The organism is Vibrio sp. 10N.239.312.D08 (assembly GCF_041466145.1).
Taxonomy (GTDB): Bacteria; Pseudomonadota; Gammaproteobacteria; order Enterobacterales; family Vibrionaceae; genus Vibrio; species Vibrio crassostreae_C.
Map to the genome: position 1 here is coordinate 100,372 of NZ_JBFSSD010000011.1, position 17,522 is coordinate 117,893.

Here is a 17,522-nt window from a genome sequence, read left to right on the forward strand (position 1 = left end):
AGATGGTAGCAAACTCACAAACCTATCTTTACAACACACATGGCGCTGATATTCATAACAAATTCAAGTAAGGTAACCAGTTAGTTAACGTATTGGATTCTAAAACTATGGATTGGTTGATTCTATTCTTATCAGGGGTGGTTGGCGGTGTGCTTAACTCCATTGCGGGTGGCGGCAGCTTCATCACTTTCCCTGCTTTGTTATTTGCTGGCGTTCCACCAATAGCAGCCAACGCGACCAATACCTTTGCTTCGTGTGCTGGATACATTAGCGGAGCCTACGCTCTGCGCCACGAAATTCAATCTGGTACTAAGCAGCTAAAACTGACTATAGCTTTATGTGTGATTGGCGGTGGTATCGGGGCATTTTTACTGCTGCACACACCAGAAGCTCTGTTCACTCAATCTGTCCCTTGGCTGTTGCTGTATGCTGCTCTGCTTTTCACGTTTGGCGGCACGCTCAATAAATGGCTTAAACAAGCTACAGCAAAACATAAGCACGCCACTAGCGCAGGCGCATTCTTTTCCGCTTTATTACTTTTGATTGTCTGTATCTACGGTGGGTATTTTAATGCAGGTTTGGGCATTGTGACATTGAGCTATTTGGCGCTGGCTGGTTACACCAACATCAACGTGATGAATGGCATCAAACTGCTCGTGTCCGCGTGTGCTTCCCTCGCAGCGATCGTATTTTTTATCGTCAATGGTTCGATTGATTGGCCGTCTGGCATGGCTGTATTATTGGGTACATTGGTTGGTGGTTATTATTCAGCAAAAATCTCTCGCCGCATCCCTCAACACTATGTTCGAACCACAGTGATCATCGCGAGCTTTTTGATCACCGCTTACTTTTTCTATGCTAATTAGACGTTCGGTTTAATAAGACTTGCAACTGAAAAGATAAAGCCAAAAGACTCCACCCTGCTCATACCGATTTGGCTATTTTATTACTTATAAAATAGCCAAGCCAAAATGTGTGAGACGAGTCCTTCAATTAGCAAATTTGATAACAATTTAGACTGTTTTTTAGCCTTTATTTTGCCAAAGGTAGGATAATTCTCCTGTCGAAAGTGAGACTTCATTAGGAGGCGTTATGAACACTAAACTCGGTCATGTCATGTCATCAAGTCGACTCATTTGCTTTGTCGCTTTTCTTGCTGCCACATTCGCGTGGATCCTAAAAATGCCCGCTCTGTTTTCTGTGTCAGCGCTATTCTTACTTATCAGTGCGATCGTTTATGTAACCGATCTTTGGAAGAATCAAAGAAAGAACCGCGAAGCTTAGCCATTTACGGTTTAAATCGAACGAATTAAAAAAGGAGCTCATAGGCTCCTTTTGTGGTTTGCGCTTATCTAATTAGCCGTGCTAATCGCCGACGCCTTATCTAACGACGCCTTCTTATTAACGACGGAAGTTACGACCGTTACCGCCGCGGCGCTCTTTAAATGCAGACGCAGCTTTAGCTTGAGAAGCGTGGATAGACTCAACCGTTAGTTCCATTGGCTCACGAGGCTCTAGCCCATGGCGGAATGTACGTGAACGCGGAGGCATCTGGTATTCGATGTCCGATGCTTTAGGCATGCGCTTGAAACGGTAAAGGTAGAAGTTTTCAACCTTTTCACGAGCCCATTCGGTTTTCTTCAGGTATTTAACTGCACTTGCCACTGTAGGCTTAGTGTTAAAGCAGTTCATACGCATGGCCGCATCTAAAATTTCCCAACCATAGTGATCCACTAATTCAGTGATCATGGTTTCAAGCTTTAAGCCGTGTAGCGGGTTATTTTGTTGCAGTTCGATTCTTTCTTCTTCAGTCATAACATTACCTTTTTCAAGGCAACTAAAGGCCTTGAATTTACTCTAGAACACCGTCATCACTGACCATTTCTAGCTCAATCATTTGGGCATTATTTCCATTGCCCTTGTTTATGTCTTTATGATGGCATAAAGCATGTGCGTTATCCTATTTATCTTTTCATTTAATTTTAAAATGGTTATTTAACGTCCAGATCATCATTAACAGCACTTTAGTTAAGCAATAGCGCATACGCTATTAACTGGCAGACGTATTCGATGCGTTAATGAGTAAAAGAGCCTATAAACACGCTTGGTCACTGAATGAGGTGATGGCCTATATAGAAGCAAACACTGGTTCAATGTTTGACCCAGAGTGGGTTGAAGCGCCTAAACAAAACCTAGACAGCTTTATGGCCATTCGAGATCAATACAACGACGATGTACAACCACATATCATGACCGCCTAAGCGATAATTAGTTGTGTGTTTGAAGTGACCATCTAAAAATACGCAAACCAACAAAAAAGGATGCCAGTTGGCATCCTTTTGTTTTCTAGTTTACAGCTAATAAGAACAACAAGGTTCTTAACTGATTCTAACTAACGGTTATACGTCGTAAGTTGTAGAAGCAGTATCGCCGCCTGTACCAGTCCAGTTTGTGTGGAAGAATTCACCACGTGGACGGTCAGTACGCTCGTAAGTGTGAGCACCGAAGTAGTCACGTTGAGCTTGAAGCAGGTTCGCTGGTAGACGTGCAGTTGTGTAACCGTCTAGGAAAGATAGCGCAGAAATCGTACATGGCATTGGGATACCAGACTCTAGAGATTTCGCTGCTACTTTACGCCATGCCACTAGGCTGCCTTGTAGGATGTTTTTGAAGTACTCGTCAGAACCTAGGAACGCGATGTCTGGGTTTGCTTCGTACGCATCACGTATGTTGCCTAGGAATGCAGAACGGATGATACAACCACCACGCCACATTAGCGCTACGTTACCGTAGTTTAGGTCCCAGCCGTTTTCGTTCGACGCTTCACGCATTAGCATGAAACCTTGAGCGTAAGAGATGATCTTAGAAGCCAGTAGAGCTTGACGTAGTGCATCAACCCACTCTTGCTTGTCGCCTTCAACTGGAGTGATTGTCTTCTCAAACAAAGCTTCAGCTTCAACACGTTGGTCTTTAAGAGCAGACAGGCAACGAGAGAATACAGACTCAGAGATCAGTGTTAGTGGGATACCTAGGTCTAGTGCGTTGATACCAGTCCACTTACCCGTACCTTTTTGGCCTGCAGTGTCTAGGATCTTCTCAACTAGCGCTTCACCGTCTTCATCTTTGTAGCCAAGGATGTCAGCAGTGATTTCAACTAGGTAGCTGTCTAGCTCAGTCTTGTTCCAGTCAGCGAATACTGCTTGCATCTCGTCAGCAGACATACCTAGGCCATCTTTCATGAACTGGTATGCTTCAGTGATAAGCTGCATGTCACCGTATTCGATGCCGTTGTGTACCATCTTAACGAAGTGACCAGCACCGTCGTTACCAACCCAGTCACAGCAAGGCTCACCAGCGTCAGTTTTTGCCGAGATACCTTGGAAGATTGGCTTAACCGCTTCCCAAGCTTCAGCCGCACCACCTGGCATGATTGAAGGACCGAAACGAGCACCTTCTTCACCACCAGATACACCAGTACCGATGAAGTGGATGCCTTTCTCACGACAATGCGCTACACGACGGTTAGTGTCTGGGTAGTTAGTGTTACCACCATCAATGATGATGTCGCCTTCGTCTAGAAGTGGGATTAGGTTTTCGATGAACGTGTCTACAACGTCACCAGCACGAACCATAAGCATCACTTTACGTGGCGCTTCTAGCTTCTCAACTAGCTCTTCTAGAGAGTAAGCACCAACAATGTTAGTACCTTTAGCTGGGCCTTCTAGGAACTCGTCTACTTTAGCAGCAGTACGGTTATGAGCCACAACTTTGAAGCCGTGGTCGTTCATGTTTAGGATAAGGTTCTGACCCATTACTGCTAGGCCAATTACACCGATATCACCTTTCATTATTTTATCTCCTTGCGGCTATTCGCACTTATGCGATAGCACTTGCTGCATTTGAATCTAAGAACCACTCTGTTTCGCCAGTTTTAGACTGGATTTTCGCTGCCGGGTAAGGCAGTTCTGAAGCAGGAGTTGTATGAATTTCTTTAACGATCTCAACTTTACCTGCACCCAGTACTAGGTAGCTGATTCGTTTTGCTGCTTCTAAAACTTTCGCTGTTTTAGAAACACGGATTTGACCAGACTCAGGGTGAGAAGCTAATACAGATAGGTTCTCATCTTGGTAGTTGGTTGCACCTGGGAATAGTGAAGCTGTGTGGCCGTCTGCGCCAACACCAAGCAGAATCCAATCGAATACAGGCGTGCCGTTTTCTGTTGGGATTACGTCTGCCATCTCTTTTGCGAAACGCTCTGCTTCTGCTTTTGGTTCATCTTCACCACGGATGCGGTGGATGTTTTCAGCAGGAAGGTTTACTTGAGTAAACTCTTTTAGTTTTGAAAATAAGAGCGCGTTTGCTTCACCGAAATTGCTTTCAGCGTCGTCTGGTACAACGCAACGTTCGTCGCCCCACCAGAAGTGAAGGTTATTCCATTGAATACCTTCCGCGTATGGCGCCTGTGCTAAAAGTTTGAAAAGCATTTTTGGCGTGCTGCCACCAGACAGTGAAATGTGAACAGGTTTGCCCTGCTCGCTGTATGCTTTCATTTCATTTGCTAGGTTTTCAACAACCAGTTCAGGCGTTGCAAAGATCTTGTGATTGATCATAGTTCGCAGTAATCCGTGTCTGTTAAGTTTTTGCATGGGAAACGCCATGCGCGGCCATCACGTTGCAGAAGTTCATCTGCTTCCTGTGGGCCCCAAGTACCACAAGCATAGCCAAACAGTGCTTGAGGATCTTGCTTGAAGTCTAAGATTGGTTGAACGTACTTCCAACATGCTTCTACCGCATCGGTACGTGCAAACAGAGTCGCATCACCGTTCAGTGCATCAAGAAGAAGACGCTCATAAGCCGTCAGCATCTGAGTTTCAGGCAAGTCAGAGTAAGAGAAGTTCATTTTCACTTCTTTTGCTTTGAAGCCTGCGCCTGGCTCTTTCAAACCAAAGCTCATCTGAATACCTTCATCCGGTTGGATGCGGATAATCAGCTTGTTCTCTGGTGCATCTTGACCAAATACTGGGTGTGGCGTGTTCTTAAAGTGAATCACGATTTCAGTCACACGTGTTGGTAAGCGTTTACCTGTACGTACGTAGAAAGGAACACCATTCCAACGCCAGTTATTGATGTGAGCTTTCAAGCCGATGTAAGTCTCGGTACGAGAATCATCCGCTACACCATGCTCTTCACGGTAACCTAGTAGGTGCTGACCACGAACATCTGATGCTGTGTACTGACCTAATACTAAGTCTTTACGCAGATCATCTTCTTCTAATGGTTTCAGACACTGAAGCACTTTAACCACTTCATCACGAATAGAATCAGCGTTAATTTGTGCAGGCGGCTCCATACCTACCATCGCTAGCACTTGCAGCAGGTGGTTTTGGAACATGTCGCGAACTGCGCCAGAACCGTCGTAGTATCCGCCACGCTCTTCAACGCCAAGGAACTCAGCACCTGTGATTTCAACGTATTCAATAAAGTTACGGTTCCACAGTGGTTCAAACATCGCGTTTGAGAAACGAAGCACTAGAAGGTTTTGTACCGTCTCTTTACCAAGGTAATGGTCGATACGGTAGATCTGGTGTTCTTGGAAGTGATGATGGATCTCTTCATCCAATGCTTGAGCTGATGCTAAGTCGTAACCAAATGGTTTCTCGATGATCAGGCGACGCCAGCCGTTCTTTTCATCGTTCAGGCCATGCGCAGCAAGGTTTGCTGGAATCACACCGTATAGGCTTGGCGGGGTTGCCAAGTAGAACAATGTGTTATTGTTTTCGAATTGGTAGTCTTGCTCAAGCTTGTCTAGACGTTGTGCTAAACGAGCATAGTCGTCTACATCTGAAGTATTGATCGCTTGGTAATGCAGATGTTCAATAAATGCATTCAGCGTCTCTGGTTCAGTTTTTTCCATTTCCTGAAGAGACTTCTTCAGCTTCTCACGGTAAGACTCATCGCTGTACTCAGTACGGCTCACTCCAAGAATCGCAAAGGATTCTGGTAGTTGATTGCTAGCATACAGGTGGTATAGAGCAGGAATTAACTTGCGGTAAGTTAGATCTCCCGACGCACCAAAAATAACGATGCTGCTGTTTTCAGGTATTACCATCATCTTTCCTATAAAAACAAGGTTTTTAGTATTCGCCAAAGGTATCAGCGACATACGAAAATAGATAATAGGTCTTAACTATTACATCAATAGTAAGCGCCTATTAAATTTGAGAATGCGTTTGGTAAACGAGGGTGAAAGCTATCACCTCTATTCGGGACAGTATTGTCTATGACTATTTGATTTACATCAACCACTGTGAAAGCAATCGATTAAATATTGACTCATTTCGAACAAATTCTAATCGATAGTTCCGTTCATTTGACCCGAGGGAGAAGCAAATCGGCATTCTCAAACAGTGTAGTCAAGAAAGAACGGTATCTGGTCGGTGGAGTGAGCAATAGGAAAGGGAGAAAAAGGTAAAACCAGCTTATTCAACTGGCTTTATATTTATTTTGATGGTGTCGTGTTTATCTTTGCGCTTTGTTGTAGCAGCGCTCCGGGCGACCTACGGTACCGTAATTTAAGTCTGCGACTAACTCACCAGTGGTAATCAAAAATTCTAAATAGCGTCTGGCGGTGGTTCGGCTAGCACCAATTCGTTCTCCGGCTTCATCGGCGGTAATATTAACGGCATCAGCTTGCTGAAAAATGGCTCTGATCTTATCCAACGTTACGCCATCAATGCCTTTGGGTAAGGTGGATACTTTTCCAGAGTCCGCTTTGGCATTGGCTTGCAGCATCTTATCAACCAAACCTTGATTCAAATCCGACACACTTTCAAACTCTTGCTGTTGAGATTGATACTTTTTCAGTGCCGCTTCCAAACGAGGGAACATTACTGGTTTCAATAGATAATCGACCACCCCACCACGCATTGCTTGCTGCAGCGTATCGACATCCCGAGCAGCAGTAATCAAGATAACGTCGCAGCCTTGATTGCTCCCTCTTACGTGATTAAGAATATCGAGCCCACACCCGTCCGGAAGATACACATCCAATAACACCAAATTCGGTTTTAAGATGTCCAGTTGCATCAGCGCTTCAGACTGTGTAGTGGCAATGCCGACCACGTCAAAGCCACCCATCTGTTCTAAATAACGATGGTGTAGCTCTGCAATCGCAATATCATCTTCAATGACCATGACTCTCGTGATTGCGTTCATTTATGTTCTTCCTTTAACCATGTTTTTTCCGTCACGATGATCTTCACAAGATCGCTTCGTGCTTAATTATTATTGTTCTTCTTTTGGCAAATAAACCGTCATTCGCGTGCCAAAATCTTGGTTGTCGACCATTTCAAGCTGCCCTTGATATCGGTCTGCCAGCTGCTTTATCAGATACAAACCCACACCACGATTTTGCTTCGCTTTGCTCGATACGCCTTTTTCGGTAAGTGCTTTGGTTGCCAACTCTTTCGGCAAACCGCACCCTTTGTCTTCTACTTCTACGATAATTTCATTACCAAAATCACTGATTGAAACTTCAATAACCCGACGCGCTGGTGCGATTTGACCCTCTTGCTTAATCGCCGTCATGGTGGCATCAAAGGCGTTATCAATCAGGTTGCCAAGAATTGTGACAACGTCATCCGCGTTTAACCAGCTAGGCAGAGCTTCAAGCCTTGATCCCTCTTCCACTTTAAGCTCTAACCCAATCTCTCGAGCTCGCTCTGTTTTGCCTAAAAGCATGCCTGCAATAAGAGGGTCTTTCACCGTCTCTCTTAAGAACTCAATTAAGCTCTGGTAATGAGCGGTTTCTTGACCAATCAATTGTTGAACAGAATCCAACTCGCCCATCTGAATCAAGCCACTAATAGTGTTAAGCTTGTTTTGATGCTCGTGGGTTTGTGAACGCAGTAGATCAGCATATTCTTTGGTTTGTGAGAGCTGGTCTGTTAAATCGTTGATTTCATCTCGTAATCGGAAACTCGATACCGCCCCGACCACCTCACCTGCCACTATAATCGGGCTTCGGTTAGCAATGATTCGCTTATTGTTTAAATACAACTCAACATCGTGGTCGGTGTCGCCGGTTGATAGCAGTTGTTCTAAATCACTGCCTGGCAATACATCAGAAAGGCGCTGTTGATTGAGTGCTTTATCCCTGTCTATCGATAAAACATCGCAGGCACTCTTATTAATTGAACGTAAAATGCCGTGCTTATCGATGCTCAGAATGCCCTCTTTCACGGTACTCATGGTTACATCTAGCTCAACATACAACCGACCTATCTCTTCAGGCTCAAAGCCCAAAATAGCGCGTTGAAAACGGCGAGATACATAACTCGAAATCAAAGCGTTGACCGCAACCACCAGCAACGCCATCACAATCAAAAAGGCTAAGTAAGGTTCGATTCGATCTTGCAACGAATCCAATAAGTAACCAACTGACACCACACCAATAACGGTACCTTGGGTGTCTTTTACCGCGGATTTACCACGAACTGAAAAACCCAGCGATCCTTTGGCTGTCGACACATAAGACTCGCCCAATACCAATGCTTTTTGGTTATCGCCACCACGCATGGGTTTACCGAGCCTGTCATCATAAGGGTGAATCAGGCGGATACCTTTATCATCTCCAACAACGATAAACGCCGCGCCAATGAGCTGAGTAAGGTTACGAAATTTAACTTGGGTTTCTTCAGACAAAACGTAGGGAACGCCATTAGGGTCCAACGTTCCATTTTCTTGAATAATGCTGGTGACAAGCGGCGATTCAGATAGAAATTCAGCAACACCTAACGCTTTCAAACCCATCTCTTGTTCTTGAGATTGTTTGATGTAGTAAAAACCAGCCGCTGCAAGAATCAAAAGTTCAACGAGGCCAGTGACCGTCATGATAATCAGTAACCTTTTACGGAAACTGATACTGCTCCATTTCATATTCCACCGTCCCTAGTGTTAGACGATCAATGTTAACACCAAGTTAATCGCATGACCTTTCTAGGGACGTGAATTTGTGACTGCTACTCAACTAAATAATTGAGCAGATTGTTAATTGATAATCCTTTACGTTGTTCATCTCGATTAATCGTTCATTTTTAGGACTGATTAGCTTAAAAACCAAAATAAACGAATAAATATTGAGCTAGATCACTAAGATTTTAGGTGTTTTTTAGGTTGTTTAAAATAAATACAATTATAATGGTTGCATATGAAGAAGTTTATTGTTGCTAAGCCATAGGTCATGATTTTCAGACCGCGCTTTGAATCGAAACTTCGATTAACAAAATAGCAACAACCCTTCGCTCGCTGGACGTATCTATAACTAAAAGTTGCACGCTCGCCGTTACGAATGATGAACAAACGGATTAAGTATTCTCCCCTATTCATCCATCGCTATTTCAAACTCGGCTAGCCAGACAACGAAGAGGTGACTGATAAAAGCATCACCCAATAATAAAACATTGATGAGCAGGAAGTATCGATCAGTGGCAACCAGTGGCAACGTCCAATAGAAACAGGATAACAAACATAACGTATAAACATTGTTGAAAAGGAAAACAAGGCAATGAAACGCGATAACTTTGGAATTTGTCTTACTAAGACTATGCTGTTCAAACACTTACAATCGACTTTTACTCACGTAAGAGCCTATGAGAAAGATGGCACCTCCCCACTCGATCTCAAGGTATTGTTAGCATTCCCGCAAATGTCAGGGAGAGATTTATTACAAACAATGCAAGGTTCAAGACAATTGGTATGGCGCGCCGATCACCATTGTCCTAGCTTTAAATAAGCCACTTCATTTTGTAAAAACACTTCTATACTGAACTTAAAGAGCACGCTTATGCGTGCTTTTTAAGTTTCATTTATCTTTGATATTCACGTCACTCAATCTTATTTACACTTGATTAACGAGTTATGAAAATTTCTATTCATATGAGACAATCTATTCAAGACAAATGACTATCGCCCTGTTAACATTAGAGTTAATACTCTAATTGGTATTTAATGCAGATGACCAAACCAAAATTCCGATACCTTGCGATCGCCAGTATGCTTCTCGGCACTATGGCTTCGCCAGGCTATGCAGCTCCGCTCACTTTTTCTGAAGCGTGGCAAATATTGCAAGAAAACAACAACTCTCTTGCGGCTCAACAAGCCAACGTTGAACGTTATCAACACCTTCAGAACTCAACAAGTAGCCTCAATCTTCCTTCTATTACCTTAGGGGCTAACTACACGCACCTTGATAGTGATGTGACGATTAATGGTGAACAGTTTTCAGATAGCTTGAGTGGAGTAAACCCTGCTATATCCGCGATTTTGCGCCCTCTAGTTGGTGGCGTTACCTCAACGATTACCGAACAAGACATCTTTAGCTCTTCCATTCGTGCTGTGTGGCCTATCTTCACTGGTGGTCGAATAACCGCTGCGCAAAATGCCGCTGAAGGTAAAAGCGAAGAAGCGCAAAGCCAACTGTTGATGGAGAAACAAGCTCGCTACGAAGACTTAAGTAAGTATTACTTCTCGGTGATCTTAGCGGAAGACGTGGTGAGAACGCGTCAAGCCGTTGAAGCAGGCTTAACTCAGCATCGTGATTTCGCCATCAAGCTTGAACAGCAAGGACAAATCGCCCGAGTAGAGCGCCTACAAGCCGATGCTTCTTTAGATAAAGCGATTGTAGAGCGCACGAAAGCTCAGAACGATCTTAAAATTGCGCAATTGGCGTTGACCCAAATCCTTGGTCAAAATGAAAGTGTAGAACCCTCTGAACAACTGTTTATCAATAAGAACCTGCCTCATATGGACGTGTTCATTGACCAGACACTCATGACCTACCCCGGCCTTAAGATTCTTGATGCAAAAGAGAAACAAGCAAGCAGCTTAATTAAAGCCGAGAAAGGTAAATACTACCCAGAGGTTTACCTTTATGGTGATTACAGCCTGTATGAAGATGACTCTCTAGCCAGTGAAATGAAACCCGATTGGTTGGTTGGCATTGGTGTGAATGTGCCACTGCTTGATACCTCTGGCCGTTCCGACAAAGTCGCTGCGGCTCACAGTGCCGTATCACAGGTTCAATTCCTTAAGTCACAAGCTAAGCAAGACTTAACCGTGTTGGTACAAAAGACTTACCTTGAAGCAAACCAAGCGATTGAAGAGGTTCAAGGCCTAAACTCGAGCTTGTCTTTAGCTCAGGAAAACCTATTACTTCGTAAAAAAGCCTTCACACAAGGGTTATCTAACTCATTAGAAGTGGTTGATGCCGAGCTTTATCTTGCGAGCATTAAAACCCAGCAATCTGCTGCTCGCTTCAAATACCTAATCTCTCTCAACAAGCTGTTAGCGCTAACCAGCGAAATGAATGCTTACTCAAGTTACTTAACGTCTTCTGTTTCGTCTGATTTCGATTCAAGAACAGACACCGATAGCCAGTCAAAAGGATAATTCATGAAACCTATTAAGCCCCTTCTTCTATCTTTAGTTGGTATCGGCGTCATTGGCTGGGTCGGATACAGTTTTTACCAAGCTTATCAACCTCAGCCTGTTAAGCTTCAAGGCCAAATCGATGCGCAGCAATACAGTATCTCATCGAAAGTACCTGGCAGAATTGATGAAATATTCGTGCGCAAAGGCGATTCAGTTGAAAAAGGCGAATTGATCTTTTCTCTTCTTAGCCCTGAGATTGACGCGAAGCTAGAGCAAGCAAAAGCCGGTCAGAAAGCCGCTGGTGCATTAGCACAAGAAGCAGAGAATGGCGCGCGTACTCAACAGATCCAAGCAGCCAAAGATCAATGGCTGAAAGCCAAGGCTGCAGCTGATCTGATGGACAAAACGTACCAACGTGTAAACAACCTTTACAACGATGGTGTGGTTGCCGAGCAGAAGCGTGATGAAGCCAAAACACAGTGGCAAGCGGCGAAGTACACCGAAAGCGCTGCATTCCAAATGTATCAATTAGCGCAAGAAGGTGCGCGTGACGAAACCAAAGTGGCCGCCACTCAAAAAGCGTTAATGGCAGCGGGTGCGGTAGCGGAAGTTGAAGCTTACGCAAAAGACACACAGATCCACAGCTGGTTTAATGGCGAAGTCTCTCAGGTTCTATTGAGCAGTGGAGAACTTGCACCACAAGGCTTCCCTGTTGTGACTGTTATCGACACCAAGGATGCTTGGGCTGTGCTCAATGTTCGTGAAGACATGCTTAAGCATTTCGAGAAAGGCAGCCAGTTTGAGGCGTACCTACCGGCTCTGGATAAATCATTAACTTTCCAAGTAACTCACATCGCCGTAATGGGTGATTTCGCAACTTGGCGCTCAACAGACGCAGCACAAGGCTTCGATTTACGTACTTTTGAAGTAGAAGCGCAGCCTGTCGATACCGGCGAGACACTACGAATGGGTATGAGCCTTGTGGTTGAGCTTTAGGTGACCTATGTCTGCTAACTTCCGATCTACAGGCTCGCAATCAACTGAGCATCACAAAGTGACGAGCCCATTACTAAGGCAATGGGCTATTGTTCGTAAAGATAAATGGTTGTTGTCTTGCCTAACTTGGATTCCTTTACTTCTTGCTGCAAGCATTTGGCTTATATTTGCACAAGGTATCGCTCGTGATTTACCGGTGGCTGTTGTTGATCTTGAACACAGCCAAATTTCACAGCAGTTCACGCGCCTCGTTGATGCTTCACCAACACTGCAAGTCACTCAGAAATACAGCTCAGCGAGTGAAGCGGCAAAAGCGATGATCGAACGTGATATCTACGGCTATGTTGTAATACCTAAACACTTTGACCGAGATATTTACCTAGGTTTAAACCCGCAGGTATCCGTGTTCTACAACAGCCAATTTATCTTGATCGGCAAATTAGTGAACTCGGCTCTGCTACAAGCTCAAGGTACGTTTAACGCTCAACTTGAAGTGGTTAAACAACTGTCACACGGTGATACCACGGTGCAATCCGCATTAGGCCAAGCAGTAACAGTGCAAAGCCAGATCACACCACTGTTCAACAAGAACACCAGTTATGCTCAGTTCTTGGTGTCTGCGGTTATTCCTGCACTGTGGCAAATCATGATTGTGGTGGGCACGATATTGGTTTTGACGGCAAACGTGAGAGCTCGCGGCCTTCACGCTTGGTTATCCAACGCCCCTATGAAGTCACTCGCATCAACATTAACGCCCTACCTTGTCTTGTTTTTGATGTTTGGTATTGCGTTTAGCTTTTGGTTCTATGTGCTCTTAGACTGGCCATTTAACGGCAGCTTTGTGGCATTGACCATTGCCCAACTGCTAACCGTCATCAGTTGTATCATCATGGGTTGTTTGTTTTTCTTCTTAACACTTGATCCGGCAAGGGCGATGAGTTTCGCTGGCGCATTTACGGCACCAAGTTTTGCGTTCATGGGTATTACCTTTCCGGTGACAGACATGAACACAGCTGCTCAAATTTGGAGAAGCTTATTGCCCGTGAGTCATTACATCGAAGTACAAACGGCGCAGTCTAGTTATGGTGTGAGCGCCGCACAGTCTTTGATCAGCCTCTCTTCCATGTTGTGGTACGCGGTTCCTGCTTTGGTGGTGATGTTGTTAATTAAGAAACACTTGGCGCAATCAACTCTAACTGCACAAGCAGATCCATCTACAAAAGCAGGTCTATCAGCAAAAGCAGCTTTATCTGCAAAAACAACGCCGTCAACACAGCCAGAAGCATCAGCACAACAAGGAGTAAAACGATGAGCTTTACTCAACTGCTCAAACAAGAACTCTTAGCGGTATTACGCAATCCTGTCGTGCTTCTTACGGTATTTGGTGGTGTGGTCTTCTATTCATTCTTGTATCCATTGCCTTACGCGAACCAAGTTCCTCAACAACTGAAAGCCTCGGTTGTGAACTTGGATAAGAGTCAAAGCAGCTACCAATTAGAACGAATGGTCGATGCCACCTCTCAAATCGAATTGGTCCGTCGAGACTCCACCATCGCCGATGCAAAACAAGCCGTGCTTAACCAAGAGATTGGCGGATTCCTTGTCATTCCAGAAGACTTCTATAAGGACTTGCTGCTCGGTAAGAGCCCGACGCTTTCTTACGCTGGTGATGCTTCTTACTTCTTGGTCTACGGAACCATTGTTGAAGGGCTTGCCAAGGCCGGTGGCACGTTAGCTGCGCAAGTTAAGGTCAGTCATTTGTTAGTCGAAGGCGTGCCTTTAGAATCAGCAGCCAAAGGTTACAGTGCATTCAGCTTGAACCTGAAACCAACGTTTAATAGTCGCATGGGATACATCGATTACGTGGTTCCAGCCGTCTTTGTGTTGATCCTGCAACAAACTTTAGCCATGGCTTCTGGTTTAGTTGGAGCGACCCAAAATGCTCAATCAACGTTTGGCTACTGGAGCAAAACCTCTCCAGCGAAACTGATGCTTGCCCGCTGTTGTACCTTAGTCGGCATTTATTACTTGTTGTCGATGTACTACTTCGGCGCTAGCTTTTCGATGTATGGGATAAACCAGCTCGCCTCAACAACACAGATCTTAACCTTACTTCTGCCCTTCTTACTGGCCAGCTGTTTGATCGGGATTTTTATTGGTGAGTTAGTACCACGAAGAGAGCTAGTCACGGTTGTAGTGTTAATCAGTTCAATGCCACTGATCTTCTCTTCAGGTTTTATCTGGCCAGTTGAAATGATGCCTGAGTGGTTAGTTCTATTATCACAGCTGTTCCCAAGCACACCGGCTATCCAAGGTTTCTTAGCGCTTAATCAGATGGGTGCATCTTGGCAAGAAGTGGCATCTCAATGGACATTACTCTGGGGACAAGTTTTGTTATGGGGTTCGTTATTGGCACTTAAGCTCTACCACAAATCCAGCAAAAGCGCGGTTGGCAACAACAATAGTCATCGAGCCATTTAGTTTTATGTGCTAGTGGAAAGTAGTCATACTTTCCGCTCATCAAAAAAGCTCTGATAAAGGGCTTTTTTAATATCCTCAGATCCGAATACACCTTCAGCCTTAGAATATTTAAACCATCACCACAACATATCGAATACTCGAACTCCCCTACGTTACCTCTATGTCCCTACAGCCCATCACTCGGAATTCTCCTTCACCCGACTCTATAACAGCTACTGCATATACTTTTCTCAGCCTAAAAAGCACCGACTTATTCCCAAATGATGACAAAACCCGAACAATTGTAAATTTATTGTAAAAATTTCTTTGTTGGCATTATTTTTATGTATAGGATTATCAGTAGGGCTTGGTAGCCCGACTACCATAGTCTTATTGGTGCACATACCAAAAGGATATCCATACAAAGCAAGATCAGTACTTATATTTATTTCGTTTTTCGACCTAGCTACAGCCGTTTATGTTGCCGTCGAATGAAGTAGATATACCGCTGAAATATACAAATCAAATAGAAAACAAACACAACAGCAACAAACATAATTTATTAAAAAGACAGGGAAAACCATGAAAAACATACGTGAATTATTTTTTGGGTTTATATTATTGTTTAGTTCCAGTGCATTTGCAGAAGAAGGATCATTTAACCAAGCTATCAGCAACTTAAGTCAAAGTGTTGATGGGTTTTTCAACGAATACACAGGTTGGTTCGTTGGGCTGATATTTAAAAGTGTACCGATTGGTGAAGCTAACTTCCCCGTGATTGTTGGCTGGCTGTTGCTCGCTGCAATCATCTTCACTGTTTACTTTGGCTTTGTTCAATTTAAACGTGTCGGCATGGCGATAGACATTATCAAAGGTAAGTATACCGATCCTAACTCTAAAGAGGACGGCGAGGTTTCTCACTTTCAAGCGTTAACAACGGCGCTTTCTGGTACTGTTGGGCTTGGTAACATTGCCGGTGTGGGTGCTGCACTTGCGATTGGTGGTCCTGGCGCGACATTCTGGATGATCTTGTGTGGCCTTCTGGGTATGGCTTCTAAGTTCTGTGAGTGTACTTTAGGTGTGAAATACCGAACTATCCTACCTTCAGGTGTTGTTTCGGGTGGTCCAATGTACTACCTAAGCCAAGGTCTCGGTGAAAGAGGTTTAGGCGGACTCGGCAAAGTGCTCGCTATTGGTTTCGCATTAATGTGTATTTTGGGCGCATTGGGCGGCGGTAACATGTTCCAAGCTAACCAAGCACACGCCATGTTAACTTACGCATTTGATGTACCAAGTGAATACGGTGTGATCACTGGCCTTGTACTTGCTTCTTTAGTTTTCTCTGTGATTGTTGGTGGTATGCCTTCTATCGCATCGGTAACAGAAAAAGTTGTTCCTTGGATGGCTGCTCTGTATATCGGTATGGCTCTGATTGTTATCGGTTCTAACCTTGATCAAGTTGGCCCTGCGTTCAGCGCAATCTTTACAGGTGCATTTACTGGTGAAGGTGTTGTTGGTGGATTTATTGGTGCGTTAATTCAAGGCTTGAAACGTGCAACGTTCTCGAACGAAGCAGGTGTAGGTTCAGCAGCTATCGCTCACTCAGCGGTTAAAACAAAAGAACCAATCACCGAAGGTCTAGTATCACTATTAGAACCGTTCGTTGATACGGTAATCATTTGTACAATGACCGCATTGGTTATCACTATCGCTGGTTTAAACGTAGGTCCATTCGATGGCTCTGGTTTAACGGGTGTAACGCTGACTGCTGCATCGTTTACTGAAACGGCAGAAGTATTCAAATACACACTCGCTCTCGCAGTAATCATGTTTGCGTTTTCTACCATGATCTCTTGGTCCTACTACGGTCTTAAAGCTTGGACTTACCTATTTGGTGAAGGCAAAACAACGGAGCTGATTTTCAAAGTGATGTTCTGTGTGTTTGTTGTTATTGGTGCCACGATTCAATTTGGTGCGGTAATCGACTTCTCTGATGCGGCTATCTTTGCAATGTCTATCTTCAACATTCTTGGTCTGTACTTCTTGATGCCAGTTGTGAAGAAAGAACTGCAATCGTTCGTTGCTCGTGTGAAATCAGGCGAAATCAAAACGTATGAGAAATAACGTTTAGTGGAATGAGATTTTGCTCTACTAGTAGCTAACTGGATTCTAAGAAACGACACAGCTCTAATAAACGAAACTGTTCTAAAAATTTTTGTAAGACCCTTTGCTTGAGAAAGCGAGAACAGGACTTCAACTTTTCCAAAATCCCTACCAGCTTGGCTTGTGGGGATTTTTTATGTCTGAATGATTAGGCGAGTTGCTATCCTCAATGCCCTGCTCACCCTTTTCACTCTTTTCACTCTTTTCATCATCGTGTTCAACGTCGACACGACGAACTAATTCTTCTATTTCGATCATCTCTTTTTGCGCTATTGGCGAGCGACAATCATCGAAACAATAAGCTACGGTGCAGTTCTCACAAAGATACTCTGGCATCACTCCATCCCTTGTCGTCAAAGCGGCCAAATGCGAGCTAGCAATCGACTGCGTGTTCATCCTGAACACCACCATTATGCAGCGACTCTGATCTGAAAATATGTATGCAAAGTCATTTAATAGACAACAAGTGACA

The 17,522-nt window shown here is 44.2% G+C and carries 15 protein-coding genes and 1 pseudogene; 9 read left to right on the forward strand and 7 right to left on the reverse strand.

The features are described 5' to 3' along the window. Positions 1-107: 107 nt before the first annotated feature. Both AB6D58_RS08475 and AB6D58_RS08480 read left to right on the forward strand, forming a co-directional pair. Positions 108-866, forward strand: a complete 759-nt coding sequence (locus AB6D58_RS08475; RefSeq protein WP_372106582.1) for a sulfite exporter TauE/SafE family protein — start codon at positions 108-110, stop codon at positions 864-866. 226 nt (positions 867-1,092) lie between these two features. Beyond that, positions 1,093-1,284, forward strand: a complete 192-nt coding sequence (locus tag AB6D58_RS08480; RefSeq protein ID WP_123283324.1) for a hypothetical protein — start codon at positions 1,093-1,095, stop codon at positions 1,282-1,284. A gap of 117 nt (positions 1,285-1,401) precedes the next feature. Here AB6D58_RS08480 and AB6D58_RS08485 read toward each other — a convergent pair whose 3' ends face one another. Further along, a complete protein-coding gene (locus tag AB6D58_RS08485) occupies positions 1,402-1,815 on the reverse strand; it encodes a VF530 family DNA-binding protein (RefSeq protein WP_010438513.1) in 414 nt (137 codons plus the stop codon). Positions 1,816-2,054: 239 nt separating this feature from the next. On the opposite strand from AB6D58_RS08485, the pseudogene AB6D58_RS08490 reads away from it, so the two are divergent. Continuing rightward, positions 2,055-2,261 (forward strand): annotated as a pseudogene (locus AB6D58_RS08490) (metal-dependent phosphohydrolase); the annotation flags it as partial. Positions 2,262-2,399: 138 nt separating this feature from the next. Here AB6D58_RS08490 and gnd read toward each other — a convergent pair. The 5 genes from gnd to AB6D58_RS08515 form a co-directional block, all read right to left on the reverse strand. After that, entirely contained in the window at positions 2,400-3,848 is a 1,449-nt protein-coding gene (gnd, locus tag AB6D58_RS08495; protein ID WP_017059712.1) for a decarboxylating NADP(+)-dependent phosphogluconate dehydrogenase, read from the reverse strand. Between the two features lie 28 nt (positions 3,849-3,876). Continuing rightward, positions 3,877-4,611 (reverse strand): 6-phosphogluconolactonase, encoded by a 735-nt coding sequence (gene pgl, locus AB6D58_RS08500; protein ID WP_017066266.1) that lies wholly within the window; start codon positions 4,609-4,611, stop codon positions 3,877-3,879. Beyond that, complete coding sequence (gene zwf, locus AB6D58_RS08505) at positions 4,608-6,110, reverse strand: glucose-6-phosphate dehydrogenase (RefSeq protein WP_372157006.1); 1,503 nt, start codon at positions 6,108-6,110, stop codon at positions 4,608-4,610. The genes pgl and zwf overlap by 4 nt, the downstream gene beginning before the upstream one ends. 410 nt (positions 6,111-6,520) lie before the next feature. Next, positions 6,521-7,216, reverse strand: coding sequence for a response regulator (locus tag AB6D58_RS08510; RefSeq protein ID WP_017069356.1), 696 nt, complete (start codon positions 7,214-7,216; stop codon positions 6,521-6,523). Positions 7,217-7,285: 69 nt separating this feature from the next. After that, entirely contained in the window at positions 7,286-8,938 is a 1,653-nt protein-coding gene (locus AB6D58_RS08515) for an ATP-binding protein (protein WP_372156981.1), read from the reverse strand. Positions 8,939-9,566: 628 nt separating this feature from the next. Here AB6D58_RS08515 and AB6D58_RS08520 point away from each other — a divergent pair. The 6 genes from AB6D58_RS08520 to AB6D58_RS08545 all read left to right on the forward strand — a co-directional run bounded on the left by AB6D58_RS08520 (position 9,567) and on the right by AB6D58_RS08545 (position 17,011). Next, entirely contained in the window at positions 9,567-9,794 is a 228-nt protein-coding gene (locus tag AB6D58_RS08520; RefSeq protein WP_009846577.1) for a hypothetical protein, read from the forward strand. Positions 9,795-10,009: 215 nt separating this feature from the next. Next, a complete protein-coding gene (locus AB6D58_RS08525; protein WP_372156983.1) occupies positions 10,010-11,449 on the forward strand; it encodes a TolC family protein in 1,440 nt (479 codons plus the stop codon). Between the two features lie 3 nt (positions 11,450-11,452). Beyond that, entirely contained in the window at positions 11,453-12,427 is a 975-nt protein-coding gene (locus tag AB6D58_RS08530; protein WP_372156985.1) for an HlyD family secretion protein, read from the forward strand. Between the two features lie 7 nt (positions 12,428-12,434). Beyond that, positions 12,435-13,739: an ABC transporter permease gene (locus AB6D58_RS08535; RefSeq protein WP_372156987.1), complete on the forward strand. Its 1,305-nt coding sequence runs from the start codon at positions 12,435-12,437 to the stop codon at positions 13,737-13,739. After that, entirely contained in the window at positions 13,736-14,908 is a 1,173-nt protein-coding gene (locus AB6D58_RS08540) for an ABC transporter permease (protein WP_372156989.1), read from the forward strand. Before AB6D58_RS08535 ends, AB6D58_RS08540 begins: the two co-directional genes overlap by 4 nt. A gap of 561 nt (positions 14,909-15,469) precedes the next feature. Continuing rightward, positions 15,470-17,011 (forward strand): sodium:alanine symporter family protein, encoded by a 1,542-nt coding sequence (locus tag AB6D58_RS08545; RefSeq protein ID WP_017059723.1) that lies wholly within the window; start codon positions 15,470-15,472, stop codon positions 17,009-17,011. A gap of 147 nt (positions 17,012-17,158) precedes the next feature. Here AB6D58_RS08545 and AB6D58_RS08550 read toward each other — a convergent pair whose 3' ends face one another. After that, positions 17,159-17,386: a hypothetical protein gene (locus AB6D58_RS08550; protein ID WP_372157008.1), complete on the reverse strand. Its 228-nt coding sequence runs from the start codon at positions 17,384-17,386 to the stop codon at positions 17,159-17,161. Positions 17,387-17,522: the final 136 nt, after the last annotated feature.